General features: G+C 73.7%; 18 protein-coding genes. 10 read left to right on the top strand and 8 right to left on the bottom strand.

Annotation, left to right across the window (positions count from 1 at the left end; translation table 11 throughout):
- Positions 1-48 precede the first annotated feature (48 nt).
- A complete protein-coding gene (locus STTU_RS00695) occupies positions 49-777 on the bottom strand; it encodes a lysophospholipid acyltransferase family protein (RefSeq protein WP_007818772.1) in 729 nt (242 codons plus the stop codon).
- 436 nt (positions 778-1,213) lie between these two features.
- Here STTU_RS00695 and STTU_RS34815 point away from each other — a divergent pair, with 436 nt between their 5' ends.
- The 4 genes from STTU_RS34815 to STTU_RS00675 all read left to right on the top strand — a co-directional run bounded on the left by STTU_RS34815 (position 1,214) and on the right by STTU_RS00675 (position 5,079).
- Positions 1,214-1,582 carry a thioredoxin family protein gene (locus tag STTU_RS34815; RefSeq protein ID WP_420713539.1) on the top strand — a complete coding sequence of 123 codons (369 nt, stop codon included), beginning with the start codon at positions 1,214-1,216 and terminating at the stop codon, positions 1,580-1,582.
- Between the two features lie 242 nt (positions 1,583-1,824).
- Positions 1,825-2,610, top strand: a complete 786-nt coding sequence (locus tag STTU_RS00685; RefSeq protein ID WP_043253652.1) for an electron transfer flavoprotein subunit beta/FixA family protein — start codon at positions 1,825-1,827, stop codon at positions 2,608-2,610.
- 54 nt (positions 2,611-2,664) lie between these two features.
- Positions 2,665-3,627, top strand: a complete 963-nt coding sequence (locus STTU_RS00680; RefSeq protein ID WP_043253650.1) for an electron transfer flavoprotein subunit alpha/FixB family protein — start codon at positions 2,665-2,667, stop codon at positions 3,625-3,627.
- Between the two features lie 162 nt (positions 3,628-3,789).
- Positions 3,790-5,079: a DUF6986 family protein gene (locus STTU_RS00675; protein WP_007818766.1), complete on the top strand. Its 1,290-nt coding sequence runs from the start codon at positions 3,790-3,792 to the stop codon at positions 5,077-5,079.
- 31 nt (positions 5,080-5,110) lie between these two features.
- Here STTU_RS00675 and STTU_RS00670 read toward each other — a convergent pair whose 3' ends face one another.
- A complete protein-coding gene (locus STTU_RS00670) occupies positions 5,111-6,148 on the bottom strand; it encodes a LacI family DNA-binding transcriptional regulator (protein ID WP_007818765.1) in 1,038 nt (345 codons plus the stop codon).
- Between the two features lie 139 nt (positions 6,149-6,287).
- Here STTU_RS00670 and STTU_RS00665 point away from each other — a divergent pair, with 139 nt between their 5' ends.
- Positions 6,288-7,232, top strand: coding sequence for an ROK family protein (locus tag STTU_RS00665; RefSeq protein WP_007818764.1), 945 nt, complete (start codon positions 6,288-6,290; stop codon positions 7,230-7,232).
- 217 nt (positions 7,233-7,449) lie between these two features.
- Here the strand turns inward: STTU_RS00665 and STTU_RS00660 are convergent, their stop codons facing one another.
- Positions 7,450-7,788, bottom strand: coding sequence for a hypothetical protein (locus tag STTU_RS00660; RefSeq protein WP_009070967.1), 339 nt, complete (start codon positions 7,786-7,788; stop codon positions 7,450-7,452).
- A 284-nt stretch (positions 7,789-8,072) separates the two neighbouring features.
- Entirely contained in the window at positions 8,073-8,258 is a 186-nt protein-coding gene (locus STTU_RS00655) for a hypothetical protein (protein WP_007818759.1), read from the bottom strand.
- Between the two features lie 172 nt (positions 8,259-8,430).
- Between STTU_RS00655 and STTU_RS00650 the strand changes: the two genes are divergently transcribed.
- Positions 8,431-9,504, top strand: a complete 1,074-nt coding sequence (locus STTU_RS00650; RefSeq protein ID WP_007818757.1) for an NUDIX hydrolase — start codon at positions 8,431-8,433, stop codon at positions 9,502-9,504.
- A gap of 24 nt (positions 9,505-9,528) precedes the next feature.
- Here the strand turns inward: STTU_RS00650 and STTU_RS00645 are convergent, their stop codons facing one another.
- Together STTU_RS00645 and STTU_RS00640 are read right to left on the bottom strand one after the other, a co-directional pair.
- Positions 9,529-10,233, bottom strand: coding sequence for an MBL fold metallo-hydrolase (locus tag STTU_RS00645; RefSeq protein ID WP_007818750.1), 705 nt, complete (start codon positions 10,231-10,233; stop codon positions 9,529-9,531).
- Positions 10,234-10,396: 163 nt separating this feature from the next.
- Positions 10,397-11,785: a dipeptidase gene (locus STTU_RS00640; RefSeq protein ID WP_007818749.1), complete on the bottom strand. Its 1,389-nt coding sequence runs from the start codon at positions 11,783-11,785 to the stop codon at positions 10,397-10,399.
- 226 nt (positions 11,786-12,011) lie between these two features.
- Between STTU_RS00640 and STTU_RS00635 the strand changes: the two genes are divergently transcribed.
- Positions 12,012-13,328 carry a geranylgeranyl reductase family protein gene (locus STTU_RS00635; RefSeq protein WP_007818746.1) on the top strand — a complete coding sequence of 439 codons (1,317 nt, stop codon included), beginning with the start codon at positions 12,012-12,014 and terminating at the stop codon, positions 13,326-13,328.
- A gap of 84 nt (positions 13,329-13,412) precedes the next feature.
- Here the strand turns inward: STTU_RS00635 and STTU_RS00630 are convergent, their stop codons facing one another.
- Positions 13,413-14,699: an MFS transporter gene (locus tag STTU_RS00630; RefSeq protein WP_007818744.1), complete on the bottom strand. Its 1,287-nt coding sequence runs from the start codon at positions 14,697-14,699 to the stop codon at positions 13,413-13,415.
- Between the two features lie 190 nt (positions 14,700-14,889).
- On the opposite strand from STTU_RS00630, the gene STTU_RS00625 reads away from it, so the two are divergent.
- On the top strand, positions 14,890-15,549 hold the full coding sequence (locus STTU_RS00625) for an alpha-ketoglutarate-dependent dioxygenase AlkB family protein (protein ID WP_043256939.1): 660 nt from the start codon (positions 14,890-14,892) through the stop codon (positions 15,547-15,549).
- A 66-nt stretch (positions 15,550-15,615) separates the two neighbouring features.
- Positions 15,616-16,899, top strand: coding sequence for an ROK family protein (locus STTU_RS00620; protein ID WP_007818739.1), 1,284 nt, complete (start codon positions 15,616-15,618; stop codon positions 16,897-16,899).
- 177 nt (positions 16,900-17,076) lie between these two features.
- Here the strand turns inward: STTU_RS00620 and STTU_RS00615 are convergent, their stop codons facing one another.
- The gene (locus STTU_RS00615) at positions 17,077-17,595 is read right to left on the bottom strand and encodes an ATP-binding protein (RefSeq protein ID WP_009070991.1); all 519 of its coding nucleotides are present in this window, start codon (positions 17,593-17,595) and stop codon (positions 17,077-17,079) included.
- Positions 17,596-18,130: 535 nt separating this feature from the next.
- Between STTU_RS00615 and STTU_RS00610 the strand changes: the two genes are divergently transcribed.
- Positions 18,131-19,318, top strand: coding sequence for a PLP-dependent cysteine synthase family protein (locus tag STTU_RS00610; protein ID WP_043253647.1), 1,188 nt, complete (start codon positions 18,131-18,133; stop codon positions 19,316-19,318).
- Positions 19,319-19,455: the final 137 nt, after the last annotated feature.

The raw sequence follows: 19,455 nt of genomic DNA, 5'->3' as shown, positions 1-19,455 counted from the left end.
TTTCTCCCGTACGAGCGGTGGTACGGGGACGACGGGGCCGCGCCGCGCTCAGCCGGCCTGCGCCTTCGCGACCTCCGCCGCCGTCGGGGCGCTGCCGCCGAGGTGCGCCGGCATCCACCAGCTGTCCTCGGGGCCCTTCGGCCGCGCCGGGTAGGCGCGCTGCGCCGCCTCCAGCAGCTCCTGCACGTGCTCGCGCAGGCGCCGCGTCAGCGAGCCCGCGTACTGGTCGGCGGGGGCGTGGAAGCGCTCCCCGATCCGCATGGTGATGGGCAGGTGGGACCGCTTCAGGTTGCGCGGCCTGCCCTTCGTCCACATCCGCTGCGTCCCCCACAGGGCCATGGGCACGAGCGGCACCCCGGCCTCCTGCGCGAGCCGCACGGCACCCGTCTTGAAGGACTTGAGCGTGAACGACGGTGAGATGGTGGCCTCGGGGAAGACCCCCACGACCTCGCCCGCGCGCAGCGAGTCCAGCGCGTGCGCGTACGCGTTCTCGCCCTGCTTGCGGTCGACCGGGATGTGCTTCATCCCGCGCATGAGCGGCCCGGAGATCTTGTTCTGGAAGACCGACTCCTTGGCCATGAACCGCACGAGCCGCTTCTGGGGCAGCGCGGCGAGGCCGTCGAAGATGAAGTCGAGGTAGCTGATGTGGTTGCTGACGAGGACCGCGCCACCGGTCCGGGGAATGTTCTCCGAGCCCTTGCAGTCGATTTTGAGGTCGAGCGCCGCGAACATCGTGCGCATGAGACCGATGACCGGACGGTAGACGAGCTCAGCCATGGGTGGCGAGGACCCTTCATCTCTGCCGGCCCCCGGGGACGAGCGGTCCGGCGTGAAGTTACGCAGCCGTAGGTTTGCGGCATTGCGCAGATCGTGCCCGATGAACGAACGAGGAGCCAGCCCTGGTGCCCGAAGCGCGGGAGATTCACGTCACGTCCGCTCCGGGAACCCGGGCCCCACGCAGGCCATCGAGCCTTCTTCCCTGCCTTTCCCCGAACGCGGGGCACCATGCGCGACACGCGGGAGCGGACGCGTTCGAGGCCCCGGGAATCGGTCGCGGGTGACGCGTGCTGAGAAAGTGACAGGGCAGAACGGGGGCGGGGCCGATGACGAGGGAAGGCGGCGCGACGCACGTGCGGGAGCGGGACGGCGAGGGCGAGAGCGTGGGGGAGCCGGGGGCGGTGCGGCGGAGACCGGTGCTGGGGAGCCGGGTGCCGTGGAATCCGGTGCCGTGGGCTCGGGTGCCGTGGGGAACGGGCCCGCGCAGGACTGGGCGCGCGTGTTCGCGAGCGGCGCTCTGGGGGACGTACGGCTGGGGGAGCGGGCCACGCTCGTGCAGTTCTCGACCGCCTTCTGCCAGCCCTGCCGGGCGACGCGCCGCGTGCTCGATCAGGTCGCCGGGCTCGTTCCCGGCGTCGCGCACGTGGAGATCGACGCCGAGGACCACCTCGCCCTCGTCCGTACCGCCGGTATCGAGGCGACGCCCACCGTCCTCTTCCTGGACGCCTCGGGCCGCGAGGTGCGCCGCGCCGGCGGGGCCCCGCGCCGCGACCAGGTCCTCACAGCGCTCGCCCGGATGCTCTGAGGCGGGGTCTTCCCTTCGAGTGGCGTCGGTGTGGCGTGGGTACCGGATCGCTGCGAGACCCGCGCGGCGTTGGCAAGGTCACAGCACAAAGCGCTTGCTCAGCGGGCAGGCTCTTTGTGTACTACTGGTGAGTAATATTTCGGTCGGAGCGCCCGTCGCCCCAGCCGGGATTCGCCACTTCAGGCGCCTATGCTGCGGGCAGGACGCAGCCGAGTAACCGACGATGCAGTAGGAGAGCCGGCGTGAGCTTGAGGATCGTTGTCTGTGTGAAGTACGTGCCGGATGCGACGGGGGACCGGCATTTCGCTGGTGACCTGACGTTGGACCGTGAGGATGTGGACGGTCTGTTGTCGGAGTTGGACGAGTACGCGGTGGAGCAGGCGCTTCAGGTCGCGGATGCGGCTGATGAGGCGGAGATCACGGTGGTGACGGTGGGTCCGGAGGACGCGAAGGACGCGTTGCGCAAGGCGTTGTCGATGGGTGCGGACAAGGGCATTCATGTCGAGGACGACGGTCTGCACGGTTCGGATGTGTTCGGTACGTCGTTGGTGCTGGCGAAGGCGGTCGAGAAGGCCGGTTACGACCTGGTGGTGTGCGGGATGGCGTCGACGGACGGGACGATGGGTGTTCTTCCGGCGTTGCTCTCGGAGCGGCTGGGGGTGCCGCAGGTGACGTTGTTGTCCGAGGTGTCGGTCGACGGTGGTGTGGTGAGGGGGCGTCGTGATGGTGACGCGGCGTCGGAGATGTTGGAGGCGCGGCTTCCGGCGGTGGTCTCGGTGACGGACCAGTCGGGTGAGGCGCGGTATCCGTCGTTCAAGGGGATCATGGCGGCGAAGAAGAAGCCGGTGGAGTCCTGGGATCTGGAGGATCTGGGGATCGAGGCCGAGGAGGTCGGTCTCGGGGGTTCGTGGACGGCGGTGGAGGGTGCGGCGGCGCGTCCGGCGCGTACGGCGGGGACGATCGTGACGGATGAGGGGGAGGGCGGCAAGCAGCTGGCCGAGTTCCTCGCGGGCCAGAAGTTCATCTGAGCCCCTCTGTCGCTGAAATCCCTCTCTCTTCTCTCGCACGCAGGAGTGCATGTCATGGCTGAAGTACTTGTTTACGTCGATCACGTGGGCGGCGCAGTGCGCAAGCCCACGCTGGAGCTGCTGACCCTGGCCCGTCGCCTGGGCGAGCCGGTCGCCGTCGCCCTCGGTGCGGGCGCCGCGCAGACCGCTGCCACGCTGGGTGAGCACGGTGCGACCCGGGTGCTGACCTCCGAAGCGTCGGAGTACGCGGATTACCTGGTGGTCCCGAAGGTGGACGCGCTCCAGGCCGCCGTCGAAGCGGTCTCCCCGGCCGCCGTTCTCGTCTCCTCCTCCGCTGAGGGCAAGGAGATCGCCGCGCGCCTGGCGTTGCGTATCGGCTCCGGCCTGATCACGGACGCGGTGGATGTGGAGGCCGGTGTGGACGGGCCGGTGGCGACGCAGTCGGTGTTCGCGGCGTCGTTCACGACGAAGTCGAGGGTGTCCAGGGGCGTTCCGGTGATCACCGTGAAGCCGAACTCGGCCCCGGTGGAGCCGGCTGCGGGTGCGGGTGCGGTGGAGGAGCTGGCGGTGTCGTTCTCGGAGCAGGCGTCGGGGACGAAGGTGACGTCGCGGACGGCGCGTGAGTCCTCGGGTCGTCCGGAGCTGACGGAGGCGGCGATCGTGGTCTCGGGTGGTCGTGGTGTGAATGGTGCGGAGAATTTCGCGTTGATCGAGGCGTTGGCGGATTCGCTGGGTGCGGCGGTGGGTGCGTCGCGGGCGGCAGTGGACGCGGGCTGGTATCCGCACAGTAATCAGGTGGGGCAGACGGGTAAGACGGTGTCTCCGCAGCTGTATATCGCTTCGGGTATTTCGGGTGCGATTCAGCATCGTGCGGGGATGCAGACGTCGAAGACGATCGTGGCGATCAACAAGGACGAGGAGGCCCCGATCTTCGAGCTGGTCGACTACGGCGTGGTCGGTGACTTGTTCAACGTCGTCCCCCAGCTCACCGAAGAGGTCAACACCCGCAAGGGCTGAGTCCCACCGGGGTTCCACGGCCCCGCGTCCCGTCAGGCGGACGCGGGGCCGTCCCCGCACCACCACCGGAGGGGCGGCCGGACCCCCGGCGGGCGCCGTTGACTCCCTCGTACGGGCCCGCTTACCTTCCCTCAACAGATTGTTGAGGACGGGAGACGGCGCATGGACCCGCGGGAGCCGGTACGCAGCACGCTCGGGACGCACGCCGCGAAGGAGGTCGCGGACCTCCTCGCCCCCGTCGACGCCGAACTGGCACGGCGTTACCCCGGCGATCCGGGCACCCGGCAGCCTGTGCACACGGTGTACGTGCCCGCCGACGTATTCGGGGCGGGCACCGTCCGTACGTGGGGCGACGAGGCGCTCGCCGCGCTCGACGCCCACGCGCCCGACGCCGCCTCGCTCGCCGCCGCCGTGGGCCTCGCCCCCGCGCTCGCCGCCGAGGTGTACCCGCGCGTGCGCGCCAAGCTCCGCGCCGAGCCCGTCGAGGACCTGCGGATCGACTTCGAGGACGGGTACGGGGTGCGGCCCGACGCCGAGGAGGACGCCGACGCGCTGCGCGCCGCGCACCTCGTCGCCGCCGCGTGCGCCGCCCCCGACCCCGCCCGCGTCCCCGCCCGGATCGGCATCAGGATCAAGTGCATGGAAGCCGCCGTGCGCGAACGGGGCATCCGCACCCTCGACCTCTTCCTCACCGCGCTCCTCGACGCCGCGCCGCGCCTGCCCGCGCGCCTCGTCCTGACGCTGCCCAAGGTCACGTACGCCCCCCAGGTCACCGCCATGGCACGCCTCCTCGGCGCCTTCGAGGAGGCGCGGGGGCTCGCGCCGGGCGGCATCGGCTTCGAGATCCAGATCGAGACCGCGCAGTCCGTCCTCGGCCCGGACGGCGCCGCGACCGTCGCCCGCATGATCGACGCCGGGCAGGGCCGCGTCACCGCGCTGCACTACGGCACCTTCGACTACAGCGCCGCACTCGGCGTCAGCGCCGCGCACCAGTCGCCCGACCACCCCGCCGCCGACCACGCGAAGGCCGTCATGCAACTCGCGGCGGCGGGAACGGGTGTGCGGCTCTCGGACGGCTCCACCAACGTCCTGCCGGTCGGCCCCGCGGAACAGGTGCACGCCGCCTGGCGACTGCACCACCGCCTCGTCTCGCGCGCCCTCGCCCGCGCCTACTACCAGGGCTGGGACATGCACCCCGCCCACCTGCCGACCCGCTACGCGGCGGTCTACGCCTTCTACCGCGCCGACTGGGAGCGCACCGCGGACCGCCTGGCCGCCTACGCCGCCCGCGCGAGCGGCGACGTGCTCGACGAGCCCGCGACCGCCCGCGCGCTCGCCGGGCACCTCCTGCGCGGCGCCGACTGCGAAGCGCTCGGCATGGACGAGATCACCGCGCGCAGCGGACTGGGCAGGGAACGTCTCGAAGCGTTCGCGGGGCGCCGGGGAGCCTGAGTCTCACCCTTCACCGAAGGGTGAGACTTTCTCAGAGCGCCGGCGGCAGCTCGCCGGAACCGCGCGGGATGAGCCGCGTCGGCAGGACGAAGCGCTCCGCCTCGTGCGCCGCTCCGTCGAGGCGTCCGAAGAGCCGCTGCGCCGCCGTACGCCCCAGCTGGGCGGCGTCCTGCGCGACGACGGTGACCCCTGGATCGAGGAGGTCGGCGAGTTCGAAGTCGTCGAAACCGACGAGCGCCACCGGCCGCACGCGCTCCGCCAGCACCCGGACCACCGTCACCGTCACACGGTTGTTCCCCGCGAAGACCGCCGTCACGGGCTCGGGCCCCCCGAGCATCGCGTGTGCCGCGTCCCGTACCCGCTGCGGATCGGTCACGCCCAGCGAGACCCACTCCGGGTCCGGCGTGATGCCCGCCTCGGCGAGCGCGGCCCGGTAGCCGCGCAGACGCTCGGCGGCGGTGTGGATACGGGGCATGTCGCCGATGAAGCCGACGCGCCGGTGCCCGTGGGCCAGCAGGTGCCGCACCCCCTCGCGGGCGCCGCCGAAGCTGTCCGACAGCACGACGTCCGCCTCGATGCCGCCCGCCGGGCGGTCCACGAAGACCGCCGCCATCCCGGCCGCGATCTCCGGCTGGAGGTAACGGTGGTCGTCACCCGCGGGGATGACGACGAGCCCGTCCACGCGCCGCGCGCACAGCGCGAGCGCGAGTTCCCGCTCCCGCTCGGGGTCCTCGGCACTCGACCCGTTGATGAGCAGGGCGCCGTGCGCGCGCGCCACCTCCTCCACCGCGCGGCTCAGCGGCCCGTAGAAGGGGTCGGCGAGATCCTCCAGGATGAGACCGACGCTCGCCGTGCGGCCCTTGCGCAGCACCCGCGCGCTGTCGTTCCGGCGGAAACCGAGCGCCGCGATCGCCTCCCGCACCCGTCGCTCGGTGTCGGGGGTGACGCCCGGCTCGTCGTTCACCACCCGCGAGACCGTCTTGAGTCCCACGCCCGCCCGCGCCGCGACATCCTTCATCGTCGGGCGGTTGCCGTAGCGCGGGGCAGGTCGGCGGGTGGTCTGTGCCACGAGAGGGTCCTGTCTGGTCGGGAGTCCGTGGCGTTGAGCATAGAACCTAGACAACGTTGTCAGTCCGGGGAGAGAATGATCGGGGACAGAATGACCCTCGCCCTGTCTCCTCGCTTTCACCAGGAAGATACGGACTCCTATGCACACGGACCTCGTCGCCGCGCTCGACATCGGCGGCACCAAGATCGCCGGCGCCCTGATCGACGGGCGGGGAGGCATCCTCGCGCGCGCCCAGCGGCCGACGCCCGCCAAGGAGGACGGCGAGACGGTCATGGGTGCCGTGTCCGGGGTCCTCGGCGAACTCAGGAAGGCGTCCGACTGGGACGCCGTGCGGGCGGTCGGGATCGGCAGCGCGGGGCCCGTGGACGCGAGCGAGGGCACCGTCAGCCCGGTCAACGTCGCCGCCTGGCGCGGCTTCCCGCTCGTCGCGCGCGTGCGCGAGGCGACGGGGGACCTCCCGGTGACTCTCGTCGGGGACGGCGTCGCGATCGCCGCGGCCGAGCACTGGCAGGGGGCGGCGCGCGGCCACGACAACGCGCTGTGCATGGTCGTCTCGACCGGCGTCGGCGGCGGACTCGTCATCGGCGGCCAGGTGCACCCGGGGCCCACGGGCAACTCCGGGCACATCGGTCACATCAGCGTGGACCTCGACGGGGACCTGTGCCCGTGCGGGGGCCGGGGCTGCGTCGAGCGGATCGCGAGCGGCCCCAACATCGCCCGCCGCGCCCTCGCCGACGGCTGGGAGCCCGGGACGGACGGCGACGCGACCGCGGCCGGGGTCGCCGCCGCCGCGCGCGCGGGCGACCGGATCGCCCGCGCCTCCTTCGACCGCGCGGCGCAGGCGCTCGCCGCCTCGATCGCCGCGACGGCGACACTCGTCGAGATCGACATCGCCGTCATCGGCGGCGGCGTCGCGAAGGCGGGGGACCTCCTCTTCACGCCGCTGCGCGCCGCGCTCAAGGAGTACGCGACGCTCTCCTTCGTCCAGGGCCTGGAGGTCGTCCCCGCCCAGATGGGCACGGACGCGGGTCTCGTGGGCGCCGCGGCGGGCGCGCTGCGGCACTTCGGCGGCACGGGAGCCTGAGCGGCAGGGGCCGGAGCAGGAGGGGACCGAGCGGTACGGGGCCGAGCGGCCGGTACCGGGACGGGCGTAGGGCCGGGGCCCGTACCGGGACGGGCGTGGGGCGGGCCCGCCACGCCGCCGCACGTGGCTCGACCGGACGTCGAGGCATGACTCGACCGGACGGTGAGAGACGCTTCGACGGGAGGCCGGGACATCCGGCCCCGGCTCCCCGGTTCCGTCAGCGCGTGCTCGTCGGCAGCGCCTCCTCGGTGTCGTGACGGGCCGCCACCTCGTCCATGTCCACCGGCGCGGGCATCCCGAGTTCGGCGTGGACCCGCTGGTAGATGCCCTGTTCCAGGAGCGGGGTCTGGATGTGCTGATAAGGGGTCGGGCCGACGAGCGGCGTGATCCGCTTGATACGGCTCACGAGCCAGTCGCAGCGCATCGACCAGTAACCGTTCACTGCTCCGTGCCGCGCGTCGTCGAGGTCCCGCCACAGATGGGCGAGTTCCTCCTGAAGCGCTGCGCTGAGCGGGCCGGTGCCGATGCCAAGGGGCGCGTCGGGAACCTGAGACATGGTGCGTCCTCGCGTTGAAAGGGAACAGTCCGCGAGGGACAGATTGCCGTGCGTGAGGGCCGTTCGGGCGATATCGGAGAAAACATCCGCCTCCCGTGGGACACGCGGTACGGTCGTGACCGCCGCGCCGACCAGGGCACACGCCCGGAGCGCGACGCGCGCCCCGTGGCGTGCGCCGGTGCGCCCCCGCGCTTCCACTCGCGCCCCGCACACCGCTCCACGCCCCCTGGGGGCGCGCACATCCGGGTCGTGACCCCGCGCGCCCCTCCGGCCCGCGCCGTCCGTCAGGCCGCGAGCGTCCCGGCCGCCTCGCCCGTCTCGACCACCACGAGGTAGTCGTCAGAGGCGAGATCCATGACGACCGTCGCCGCCCTGCCCGCCGCCCGTTCCCGCGCCGCCCGCTCCTCCGCCGGCCAGCTGCCGCGCGGGCCGCCCGCCGGGAAGCGATCCAGTACCTGTGTGTGCGTCATGGCGCACCTCCGCCCGTGAGCCGTGCCCTTGTCCGTCCGTGCCAAGGCGTATGCCCCCGAAACGGGTCGTCACCCGCCGCCGCGTGCCCCCGCGCGGGTGGTTGCGCGCGCGGGGTTTTCGCTCCTATGCGGACCGGGCAAGCCACAGGGGGCCACGAAGAGAGGGGGGACCGTGATCGTCTGGATCAACGGGGCGTCGGGTGCGGCGGTGCGGGCGGTGGCCCGCGAGGTGTCCGCCGTCCTGGCGGACAGCACGCTCTTCGACCCGCGCGACCTCCTCGCGCGGCTCCCGGTGCCGCCGCCCGAGGGGAGCGATCCGCTCGACCTGCCGCTGTGGCGCCGTCTGTTCGTCGAGACGGCGGCGGCGCTGCTCGACGAGATGGGCGGCGTGCTCGTGGTGCCGCTGCCGCTGTACGCGCAGGAGCGGCGCGACCACCTCTTCGGCCGCCTCGCCTCGCGCGCGATCGCTGTGCACCATGTGCGGGTCGAGGCTGACGAAACGATCCTGCACGCGTGGGCGGAGCCGGTACGGACCGAGACGGTACGGGTCGAAGCGGCGCAGGGGGACCACCTCGCCACCACGGCGACGCGCACCCGCCCCGCGAGCGTCAACGGCACCGCGACACCGGCCCGTACGACTGCCTACGCGACGGCGCTCGCGGAGTGGCTCGCCGCCGACGCCCACCCCCTCCCCGCCGACCCGGGCGGCCCGCGCCCCACGGCCGAGGCGCTCGCCGGACTGCTCGCCTCCGGAGCCCTGCCCGCCTGCCCGATCGTGCAGACCGCCGAACCCACCGCCGAAACCCTCGCGGCGGGGGTGCTCCTCTTCGACGAGACCGGCCGCTTCCTCCTCGTCGACCCGACGTACAAGCCCGGCTGGGAGTTCCCCGGCGGCGTCGTCGAACGCGGGGAGGCGCCCTCGCTCGCGGGCCTGCGCGAGGTCGAGGAGGAGACGGGCATCAGGCTGCGCGGCACGCTCCACCTCCTCGTCGTCGACTGGGAACCCCCGGCGCCCCCCGGCTTCGGGGGCATGCGCCTCCTCTTCGACGGCGGACGCCTCCCCGAAGCGGCCCACGCCTCACTGGCCCTCCCGGGCCCGGAGCTGCGCGACTGGCGCTTCGTCACGGAGGAGGAGGCGGCGAAACTCCTCCCCCCGGTCCGCTACGCGCGGCTGCGCTGGGCGCTGCGGGCAAGGCGCACCGGGACGATCGCCTACCTGGAACGCGGAACCCCGCTGACGGACTGACCCAGGGCCCCCGCGATTCGCCCCCTACAACTCCCCGTCCCGCTGCGCCGCGCGCACCAGTGCCGCCGCCGCGCCCTCCGTCACCGTTTCGCCGTGCCCCGGGCACAGCACCTCCGGGGCCAGGACCGACAGGCGCCGGAGGGAGGAACGGGCCGCCTCGCGGTCGATGTGGAAGACGCCGAGGCGGACCCGGTCCGTCACCGCGACCGAGTCGCCCGTGAACAGGACGCCGTGCAGCGGCAGATGGACCGCGATGCTGCCCGGGGTGTGGCCGGGCGTGTGCACGATCCGCGCGCCGCCGCCGAAGGGGAGCGGGTCGCCGTCGTCCACCAGCCGGTCCACACGCGTCGGCGGGGCGGGCGGCAGACCGCGCGTCGCCTCCCAGATCGGCAGCTCCTCCTCGATCAGCACCGGTGGCGGCAGCGGCGTCTCGTGGCGTACGTACGGGGCCTCCCAGCGGTGCGCGACCACCTCGGCCCCGTACGCGCGGGCCAGCTCCGCCGCCCCGCCGCAGTGGTCCTCGTGCGCGTGCGTGAGCACGACGCGTTCGAGACGGGCGGGGTCGAGCCCCAGGCCCCGTATGCCCTCGGCGATCCGCTCGCCCGCGCCCACCGGGCCCGCGTCCACCAGGGTCAGCGCGCCGTCCCCGTCCCGCTCGTGCCACAGATACGCCTGCCCCACCGCGAAGCGGAAGACGTGCAGGCCGGGCCGTATCGTCAAGGTTTCCATGCCCCGAACGTGCGCCACCCGGCCCGGCTTCACACGCCGCTACGCTCAGGGCTGAGCGCCGGGCACGGGCACGGAACAGCCCCGCACCGCCCGCCCCACGCAGGCGAGGCGGCGCCGCCCGCCCCGTGGGCGCGCGGCGCCGCCTCGCCGCATACCCCTCAGCTCACCGCCCGTCCGTCGCGTACTCCGTCAGGAAGACCGCCTCCGCGACCGCCAGCCGCTCCAGCTCCCGCGGCGACACGCTCTCGTTCGGCGCGTGGATCTGCGCCTCGGGCTCGCTCAGCCCGATGAGCAGGATCTCCGCCTCCGGGTACAGCCCCGCCAGCGTGTTGCACAGCGGGATCGAGCCGCCCTGCCCCGCGTACTGCATCTCCTCGCCCGGGTACGCGACGGCCATCGCGCGCGCCATCGCCCCGTACGCCGGGCTCGTCGTGTCCGCGCGGAACGGCTGGCCCTGGCCGACCTGTTCCACCGTCACGCGCGCGCCCCACGGCGTGTGCCGCTCGATGTGCGCCGTCAGCAGCTCCGTCGCCTTCACCGCGTCCTGCCCCGGCGCCACCCGCAGACTGACGAGGGCGCGCGCCGCCGCCTGCACGGACGGCGTGGCACCCGAGACCGGCGGGCAGTCGATACCGAGCACCGTCACGGCGGGCCGCGCCCAGATCCGGTCGGAGACCGTTCCCGAACCGATCAGGTCGACGCCGTCGAGGACCTTCGCGTCCGCCCGGAAATCCGCCTCGGCGTACTGGAGTCCGTCCCACTCCGCGTCCGCGGCGAGCCCGTCGACGGCCGTCGAGCCGTCCTCGGCGCGCAGCGAGTCCAGGACGCGCACGAGCGCCGCGAGCGCGTCGGGCGCCGCACCGCCGAACTGGCCCGAGTGCAGGTTCCCCGCGAGCGTGTCGACCGAGACCCGCACCATCGTCATGCCGCGCAGCGTGGTCGTCACGGTCGGCAGGCCCACCCGGAAGTTGCCCGAGTCGCCGATGACGATCGTGTCGGCGCGCAGCAGTTCGGGGTGTTCCTCCGCGTACCGCTCCAGGCCGCCCGTGCCCTGCTCCTCGGAGCCCTCGGCGATGAACTTCACCGTGACGGGCACACCGCCGTTCGCCTTGAGGGCGCGCAGCGCGAGGAGGTGCATGAGGGCGCCGCCCTTGCAGTCGGCCGCACCGCGCCCGTACCAGCGCCCGTCGCGCTCCGTCAGTTCGAACGGCGGTGTCCGCCACGCCTCCTCGTCGAGCGGAGGCTGGACGTCGTAGTGCGCGTAGAGCAGCACCGTCGGCGCGCCCTCCGGGCCCGCGAGCCTGCCGTACACCGACTGGGTGCCGTCCGGCGTGTCGAGAAGGGCGACGTCCTCGAAGCCCTCCGCGCGCAGCGCGTCCGCGACCCAGCGCGCCGCGCCCTCGGACTCGGAGCGCGGGAACAGCTCGAAATCGGCGACGGAACGGAAGGCCACCAGCTCCGCCAGTTCCTCCTGGGCGTGCGGTATCAACGAGGCGACGGACTCCGCGAGCGGGTTCGCTGCGGCGGATTCGGCCGACGGATTCGGCGACATGGGCACCCTCCAGGGGACTGCGACGTTGTAGCGGTAGCACCGGGTTCTCCGTACAGTCCCGTAAGGGACTTCACGGACATCCCGACGGCTCGCGCGCGGGTGTGTGCACGGCGAACGATCTCTCGATACTCCCACAGCCGGACCACCTGCCGCCCGGCCGTAGGATGCCCGGGAAACCGGGGTCACGCACAGCAGTCAACAGCGGGATGGGGAGCGGAAGCACATCGTGAGCAGCGACAACACAGCTCAGGACTCGGCGGCCACCTCACGGGTGTGGGACGTGGTGGTGGTCGGCGCGGGTCCCGCCGGAGCCTCGGCGGCCTACGCGGCGGCCGTCACGGGGCGGCGCGTCCTGCTCCTCGAAAAGGCCGGGCTGCCGAGGTACAAGACGTGTGGCGGCGGCATCATCGGGCCCTCCAGGGACAGCCTGCCGCCCGGCTTCGACCTGCCGCTCCAGGACCGGGTGCACGCCGTCACCTTCAGCCTCGACGGCAAGTACCAGCGCACCCGCAAGGCCAGGCACATGCTCTTCGGCCTCGTCAACAGGCCCGAGTTCGACCTCGGGCTCGTCGAGGCCGCGCGGGAGGCGGGCGCCGAACTGCGCACCGGGGCCGTCGTGCAGCGCGTCGAGCAGCACGGCCCCGCGGTGCCCGACCGGCGCACGGTCGCGCTCGTCCTCCAGGGCGGTGAGACGCTGCTCGCGCGGGCGGTCGTCGGCGCGGACGGCAGCGCGGGCCGGATAGGAGCGCACGTCGGCGTCAAGCTCGACCAGGTCGACCTGGGCCTCGAACTGGAGATTCCCGTGCCCGAGACCGTCGCCGCCGACTGGAAGGGCCGCGTGCACATCGACTGGGGCCCGCTGCCGGGAAGCTACGGCTGGGTCTTCCCGAAGGGGGACACCCTCACGGTCGGCGTCATCTCCGCGCGCGGCGAGGGTGCGGCCACCAAGCGGTACCTGGAGGACTTCGTCGGCCGCCTCGGCCTCGCGGGCTTCGAACCGAAGGTCTCCAGCGGTCATCTGACGCGCTGCCGCACTGAGGACTCGCCGCTCTCGCGCGGCCGGGTCCTCGTCGCCGGTGACGCGGCGGGGCTCCTGGAGCCGTGGACCCGCGAGGGCATCTCCTTCGCGCTGCGCTCTGGCCGTCTCGCGGGCGAGTGGGCGGTACGGGTCTCCGAGGCGCACGACGCGGTCGACGCCCGCCGCCAGGCCCTCAACTACGCCTTCGCCATCAAGGCCGGGCTCGGCGTCGAGATGGCGGTCGGCCGCCGCCTGCTCGGCATCTTCGAGCGCCGCCCCGGCCTCTTCCACACCGCGCTCACCACCGTGCGCCCGGCGTGGAACGCCTTCGCGCGCATCACGCGCGGCTCCCTCACCCTCGCCGAACTCGTCCGCAACCACCCGCTCGCCAACCGCGCCCTCCAGCGTCTCGACCCGCAGCCGAGGAAGCGCGGCGCCTCCGCATCGGGCCGCGAGCCGAACCCTGCCGCCGACGCGGCACCGGAGGAGACCCCGGACGGGACGGGGGCGGGCGCGCGGGGCTGACGCGGGATGGGGCGACCCGGCTCGTCCCGCAGGAGGGCGGGCCGGGTCGCCCGCGGGGGCTCGTGGCACCCGGGCCCGCGGGGCTCAGGCCGTCTCCGCCGCCGCCTGTGGCGCGGGGGCCTCGCCCGCCCGCCGCGTCGTCCACGCGACGACACCCGCCAGCGCCGCGAGGACCGAGACGCTGAGGAGCGCGGTCGGCAGCGAGAACCAGTCGGCCATGAACCCGATGACCGGGGGGCCGAGGAGAAGACCGCCGTAGCCGAGCGTCGACGCGGTGGCCACGCCCGAGGGGCCGGCGATGGTGCCCGCGCGGCCGATCGTGGCCGGGAAGATGTTCGCGACGCCGAGGCCCATGACGGTGAAGCCGACGAGCGCGAGCCACAGCGTCGGCGCGAGCGCGGCGATCAGCATCCCCGCCGCGGAGACGAACGCGCCGCCCACGACCGTGGTGGTCGGGCCGATCCGTTCGAGGAGCGTCGTTCCCGAGAGCCGCCCGATCATCATGGCGAGCGCGAAGAGCGAGTACCCGGCCGAGGCCGTTCCGGCGCTCGCGTCGAGGTCCTGGTCGAGGTGGAGCGCCCCCCAGTCGGCCATCGCCCCTTCCCCGTACGAGGAGCAGAGCGCGACCACGCCGAGGATGACGACGACCCCGGTGATCTTGCCGTGCGCCGGGGCCTTCGCGGCCGTGCCGCCGGACGGCTCCGCCAGGCCGGCCTCCGGGGCGAGTTTGGCGGGGCGGGACGGGGCGGGGGTGCCGGGGGCGCGGTGCCGCAGCAGGGTCGGGGTGGTCGCGGCGGTCACGAGGAGGCCGATCACCGCGAGCATCGCGAGGTGCCAGGAGGGGGACAGGTGCGAGGCGACGAGACCGCCGAGACCCGCGCCGAGCATCCCGCCCAGGCTGAACGCCGCGTGGAAACTCGGCATGACGGGGCGTCCGAGGGCGTTCACGAGGTCCACGGCCGCGCTGTTCATCGCGACGTTGATACCGCCGTACCCGATCCCGAAGACGAGCAGCACCGCGCCGAGCGACCAGGCCGTGTGCATGTGCGGCGGCAGCGCGATCGCGAGCGAGACGAGCACGGCGCACACGGCCGTGACGGGGTGGTTCCCGAAGTGCCGGCACGCGCGCCCCACGAGCGCCATCGTCACGATCGCTCCGGCCGAGACCCCGAGCAGGGCGAGGCCGAGCGCGCTCGCCGACGCGTGCGTCTGCTCCTTGATGGCCGGGATGCGCACCACCCAGCCCGCGAAGACGAAACCGTCGAGCGCGAAGAAGACGGTGATCGCGGCGCGCAGCCGCAGGAGGGAGCCGGGGGAGCCGTCGGCGACGACGGTGCGCGCGCGGCCCGAGCGCGTACCTACTTTGTTCAATAGCGACACAAAATCAGCGTACGGGGGGTGCGGGCGGCTCACAAGGGGTGCAGAGGGGCGCATCGCGGGGGGCGTGCGGCGGTACGCGCCGGGGTGGGCCCGCTCCCGGACACCGCGCCACCCACCCGCCTCCCCCTCGGCCCATTGCGGAGCGGACCCGCTGTCGTACCCGGGTGCGAGCATGGAGTTCATGGCCACGCTCCTGCCGCGCTCCCGCACCACGCTCGCCCCGGGCGCCGTCCACGTCCCGGACTGGCTGCCGCCCGAGAGCCGTCGCGCGCTCGTCGAGGCGTGCCGGGACTGGGCGCGCGGACCCGTGCCGATGCGCAGGGCGCGGCTGCCGCGCGGTGGTGTCATGTCGGTGGACAGCCTGTGCCTCGGCCGCCACTGGCTCCCGTACCGCTACAGCCGCACCGCCGACGACGTCAACGGCGCCCCCGTCCTGGCACTGCCCGCCTGGCTCGCCGACCTCGGCCGCCGCGCGATCGCCGCCGCGTACGACGACGAGGAGGCCGCCGCGCGGTACGAGCCGGACGTCGCCCTCGTCAACCACTACGGACCCGGCGCCACGATGGGGATGCACCAGGACAAGGAGGAGCGCGCCTCCGCGCCCGTCGTCTCGCTGAGCATCGGTGACACGTGCGTCTTCCGCCTCGGCAACACCGAGACGCGGGGCAGGCCGTGGCAGGACATCGAGCTGGAGTCCGGGGACCTCCTCGTCTTCGGCGGCCCGTCCCGCTTCGTCTACCACGGTGTCCCCAAGGTCCGCCCCGGCACCGGGGACCCGGGCGACGGCCTGGCCCGGGGGCGGCTCAACCTCACGCTGCGCGTGACGGGCCTGCCCGGCTGAGCGCGGGGCGGTAGAGCACAGGTGGGGCGGGGTGCGCGGGTGACAGGGCATGACAGACTCGCCGACATGAACGGCAAGGAGGCAGCGGCCCGTACCCCGGACGACGCGCGGGTGGACGGCGCCGCCGCGGGACGTGCCCGGGGCGAGCGGACTCCGGGGGAGCGGACCCGGCTGGAGCGCGGACGCGGCGCGCTCGGCCCCGCGCTCGAACTGGTCCACACCGGTCGCGCCCCCACCCGCGCCGTCCTCACCTCCGCGCTGGGGGTCACGCGCGCCACCGCGGGCGCTGTGGCCGCCGAGCTGGAATCGCTCGGGCTGATCAGGGTCGACGCACGCCCCGCGGCCCCCGCGGGCTCGCACGGCCGCCCCTCCCACCGGCTCGCGCTCGACCCGGAGGGCCCTGTCGTCCTCGCCGCGCAGGTGCACGCGGACGGCTACCGCGCCGCCCTCGTCGGCCTGGGCGGGCGGCTCGTCGCGACCTCGCCCGGCTGCGAGATGGTCGGTGCCGATCCGGCGGACGTGCTCGGCTCCGTCGTCGCCGCGGGCCTCGCGCTGCTGCGCGACACCGGAAGACGCTGCGTGGGCGCCGGTCTCGCCGTGCCGTCCGCCGTCGCCGAACCCGAGGGCACGGCGCTCAACCCGCTGCACGTCGCCTGGCCCGCCGGTGCCCCCGTAGGCGACATCTTCGCCGCGCAGGTGCGCGCCGCGGGCCTCGACGTCCCCGCGTTCGCGGGCAACGACATCAACCTCATGGCGCTCGCCGAGCACCGCCACGGCGCCGGGCGCGGCGCCCGCCATCTGCTCGTCGTCGCGACCGGCCACCGCGGCGTCGGGGGCGCGCTCGTCGTGGACGGGCGCCCCCACACCGGCAGTTCGGGACTGGCCCTGGAAGTCGGGCACCTCGTCGTACGGCCCGGGGGACACCCCTGCTACTGCGGCTCGCGGGGCTGCCTCGACGTCGAGACCGATCCGCGCGCCTTCCTCCTCGCGCTCGGCCGCACCCCCGGCGACTCCCAGCTCCGCGAGGCGCAGGACCTCGTCACCGCGCACGGGGAGGACCCCGCCGTGCGCGCCGCCGTCGAAACGCTCACCGACCGCCTCGGCCTCGGTCTCGCGGGCCTCGTCAACATCCTCAACCCCGACCGCATCCTCCTCGGCGGCCTCCACCGCACACTCCTCGCGGTGGCACCCGAGCGCCTGCACGCCGTGATCGCGGACCGCAGCCTGTGGGGCCGCAGCGGCAGCGTCCCCGTCCTCGCCACCGCCCTCGACCGCGGCAGCCTCGTCGGCGCCGCCGAACTGGCGTGGCAACCGGTCCTGGACGATCCCCTGGCCGCGCTGAACGGCTGAACCGGAGCGCCCATGCCCTCGCGGGTGGCGGTCGGACGGGGCCGATGCGTGCGAGACCGGCTCCTGACCCGTCAGAACGGCGCGCGCGGCACGGAGTTGGTCCGGGCTCCGGCCTGTGCGCCGCGGTCGAGAGGCGGATCGCGGGGCACAGGTCCGGAACGGGCGGGCGGAACTCTCTCAGCCCACTCCCACCGCCCGCACCCCCCGCCGTCCCGCGCGCTCCTCCGCCCGCACCTCCGCGAACGGTTCCGCGCCCGCCCCGTACCGGCGGTGCGGCGTCACGGCGGGGGCCGGGGCCGCCTCCTCGGCGGCGGCGAGCGTGAACCACACGACCTTGCCGCGCTCGTCGGGGCGCACGCCCCAGCTCTCGCTGACCGCCGCGACGAGCGCGAGGCCGCGTCCGCACGTCTCCGTGTCCGGCGCCCGGCGCAACTCGGGGAACTTCGGGTCGCGGTCGCGCACCGAGACCGTGAGCACCCCGAGCAGGAACTCGATCTCGACGGAACAGGTCTTGTCCGGTTTCGCGTGCCGGTGCACGTTGGTGAGCAATTCGGTCACCCCGAGGGTCGCCTGGTCGATCAAGGCGTCGAGATGCCAGTAACGCAACTGGGCGGACACGATTCTGCGGACCTGACCGATCCGCGACGGCAGGGCCTGAAGCTCCACCGCGCAGTGCCTGCTGGGCTGGCTGATCACGGCTGTCACTCCCCGAGGTGAGTCCGGAAGAAGACGATGCTCGCGGCCGGCGGTTCGCACTCCCGCCGACGTACAGGGGGACCGGTACGGCGGCTGGTTCACAGCGTCATCGCCGGTGGACCCAGAGTGAGGTGTGTCCAGGGTGACCCGGGGCAACCGCCCCCGCAACTCGTCGCCACGACCCGTACCACCACTCGCCCCCTCGCAGAACGCGCGGCGAGCCCCGTCGGCTGTGGCCACGGGGCGCGCGTCCGTGGTGCAGTCTGCACGGGCCCGAGGCCCCGCACCAGGGCCCGGCACCCCCACCGGGAGCGCGCGCGGGCGCACCCGTACGCCCCTCGACGAGCCCCCGCGCGCACCGCCGACGTCCCCGTGAGCCCGTCGTGCTCCCACCCGCAGAGCGTGTGCCCCCAAGCTTGTGCTTCGGCCCCTCAAAGAGGTGTTTATGCAGGTGAGAAGTGGTGCGAGGAGGTCTAGAATCGGGCCTCATCAGCCCGCGCGCGGCCTCCCGCGCCCATTCCACTGGAGCGGCGTCGTGCCCACCCCCGAGCAGAACCGCCCCGGCCCCCCGGCGCACACCCCCGACGCCCCGGCGCGCACCCCCGAGGTCCCGGCCCGCACCCTCGACGCCGACCGGAGCGATCCCTCCTACCGGGCCTGGCTCAAGGAGGCCGTCCGGCAGGTGCAGGCCGACGCCAACCGCAGCGCAGACACCCACCTCCTCCGCTTCCCGCTCCCCGCCCACTGGGACGTGCATCTCTACCTCAAGGACGAGTCCACGCACCCCACCGGGAGCCTCAAGCACCGCCTCGCCCGCTCGCTCTTCCTCTACGCGCTGTGCAACGGCTGGATCAGGCCGGGGGCGCCCGTCGTCGAGGCGTCCAGCGGCTCCACCGCCGTCTCGGAGGCGTACTTCGCCCGCCTCATCGGGGTCCCCTTCATCGCCGTCATGCCCCGCTCCACGAGCCGCGAGAAGTGCCGGCTCATCGAGTTCCAGGGCGGGCGATGTCACTTCGTCGACGATCCCCGGACGGTCTACGCGGAGTCGGCCCGGCTCGCGGCGGAGACCGGCGGCCACTACATGGACCAGTTCACGTACGCGGAACGCGCCACCGACTGGCGCGGCAACAACAACATCGCCGAGTCGATCTACCAGCAGCTTCGCGAGGAGCGCTACCCCGAACCCGCCTGGATCGTCGCCACGGCGGGCACCGGCGGCACCTCGGCGACCCTCGGCCGCTACGTGCACTACATGCGCCACGACACCCGCGTCTGCGTCGCCGACCCCGACTTCTCCTGCTTCTACGAGGGCTGGACCCAGCACGACCCCGGGGCGGTGAGCGACCGCGCCTCGCGCATCGAGGGCATCGGACGCCCCCGGATGGAACCGAGCTTCGTGCCCGGCGCCGTGGACCGCATGATGAAGGTGCCCGACGCCGCGAGCATCGCCGCCGTGCGCCTCCTCGAACGCGTCCTCGGCCGGAAGGCGGGCGGCTCCACGGGGACCGGACTGTGGAGCGCCCTGCGCATCGTCGCCGAGATGGTCGCGCACGGCGAACGCGGCAGCGTCGTCACCCTCCTGTGCGACCCGGGCGAGCGGTACCTCGACAAGTACTACGCGGACGAATGGCTCGCCGCGCAGGGCCTCGACATCACCCCGTACACCGCGACCCTGGAGACCTTCCTCGCGAGCGGTACGTGGCCGAGCGGCCCGGCGAGCTGAGCCGAGCGATCTCCCGCAAGGGCCCCGGGAGGCGGTGACGGACTCGTGCGGCGCCCGTCTTCCGTTTGGACCCCGGGCCGCCCGCCTTCCGTCCGGGCCCCGGGCCGCCCGCCTTCCGTCCGGGCCCCGGGCCAGTC

The sequence above is a fragment of the Streptomyces sp. Tu6071 genome (assembly GCF_000213055.1).
Classification (GTDB): domain Bacteria; phylum Actinomycetota; class Actinomycetes; order Streptomycetales; family Streptomycetaceae; genus Streptomyces; species Streptomyces evansiae.
Note: the sequence above shows the minus strand (reverse complement) of the source record. Positions and strands in the feature narration are given on the sequence as shown.

Excerpts from the sequence above, each read along its gene's own strand:
- STTU_RS00665 (WP_007818764.1), top strand. The coding sequence starts at position 6,288 with ATGCACACGGACCTCGTCGCCGCGCTCGACATCGGCGGCACCAAGATC.
- STTU_RS00645 (WP_007818750.1), bottom strand. The coding sequence starts at position 10,233 with ATGGAAACCTTGACGATACGGCCCGGCCTGCACGTCTTCCGCTTCGCG.
- STTU_RS00695 (WP_007818772.1), bottom strand. The coding sequence starts at position 777 with ATGGCTGAGCTCGTCTACCGTCCGGTCATCGGTCTCATGCGCACGATG.
- STTU_RS00675 (WP_007818766.1), top strand. The coding sequence starts at position 3,790 with ATGGACCCGCGGGAGCCGGTACGCAGCACGCTCGGGACGCACGCCGCG.
- STTU_RS00620 (WP_007818739.1), top strand. The coding sequence starts at position 15,616 with ATGAACGGCAAGGAGGCAGCGGCCCGTACCCCGGACGACGCGCGGGTG.
- STTU_RS00640 (WP_007818749.1), bottom strand. The coding sequence starts at position 11,785 with ATGTCGCCGAATCCGTCGGCCGAATCCGCCGCAGCGAACCCGCTCGCG.
- STTU_RS00625 (WP_043256939.1), top strand. The coding sequence starts at position 14,890 with ATGGCCACGCTCCTGCCGCGCTCCCGCACCACGCTCGCCCCGGGCGCC.
- STTU_RS00680 (WP_043253650.1), top strand. The coding sequence starts at position 2,665 with ATGGCTGAAGTACTTGTTTACGTCGATCACGTGGGCGGCGCAGTGCGC.
- STTU_RS00660 (WP_009070967.1), bottom strand. The coding sequence starts at position 7,788 with ATGTCTCAGGTTCCCGACGCGCCCCTTGGCATCGGCACCGGCCCGCTC.
- STTU_RS00655 (WP_007818759.1), bottom strand. The coding sequence starts at position 8,258 with ATGACGCACACACAGGTACTGGATCGCTTCCCGGCGGGCGGCCCGCGC.